Genomic DNA, 704 nt, shown 5'->3' with positions numbered 1-704 from the left:
TACACCCGAACTCGGTCGGGTGACCACGCCAAGAAATTTCTCGAAGGATTCCGCGAATTTCATGTAAGTGATGCTTACGCTGGCTATGAAAAAGTAGAAGGGATTACCCGCTGCCTCTGCTATAGCCACTTGCGGCGCTATTACCTTGAAGCAATTCCGTTGGATTCCGGCAAGAAAGAGATTTCTGGTTCCGGCGGGGCTGTCGGACGAGCCTACTGTGATAAGCTTTTCCGCTTGGAACGAAAGTGGAAGGAATTGTCCCCGAAAGAGAGAAAAAAGAACCGGCTTATGTACAGCGTCCCTGTGCTGGAGGCCTTTTTCGCATGGGCAGAAACGACAATGACTAGGCAGGAAAGCTTAAGGAAAGCCTTGAATTATACCTTAAACCACAAGAAATATTTCACCAACTTCTTATTGGATGGAAGGATTCCCTTATCCAATAATTTGAGCGAGATCGCAGTTAAACCCGTAGCTATAACGAGAAAAAACTCACTTTTTTCCGATTCCGTGGAAGGGGCCAAAGCCTCCGCTATAATATTTAGCATCATAGGAACAGCGACGGCCAACCACTTGGATCCCTACAAATATCTTGAATATATATTCCGCCATCTGCCGAACCTTGATTTTGCACCGGATGATCTGATACTAGATGAATATCTGCCATGGTCTGCTAGGGTGCAGCAGGAATGCAGGAGACAGAATGC

General features: G+C 46.6%; 1 protein-coding gene. It reads left to right on the top strand.

Annotated elements, in window-relative coordinates; translation table 11 throughout:
- Window positions 1-704 (top strand): IS66 family transposase (gene tnpC, locus LJE72_RS25945; RefSeq protein ID WP_229251020.1); only part of this gene is annotated, 704 nt, incomplete at both ends.

It is taken from the genome of Desulfosporosinus shakirovi (genome assembly GCF_020595055.1).
GTDB lineage: Bacteria > Bacillota > Desulfitobacteriia > Desulfitobacteriales > Desulfitobacteriaceae > Desulfosporosinus > Desulfosporosinus shakirovi.
This window is presented reverse-complemented; position numbering and strand designations above follow the sequence as displayed.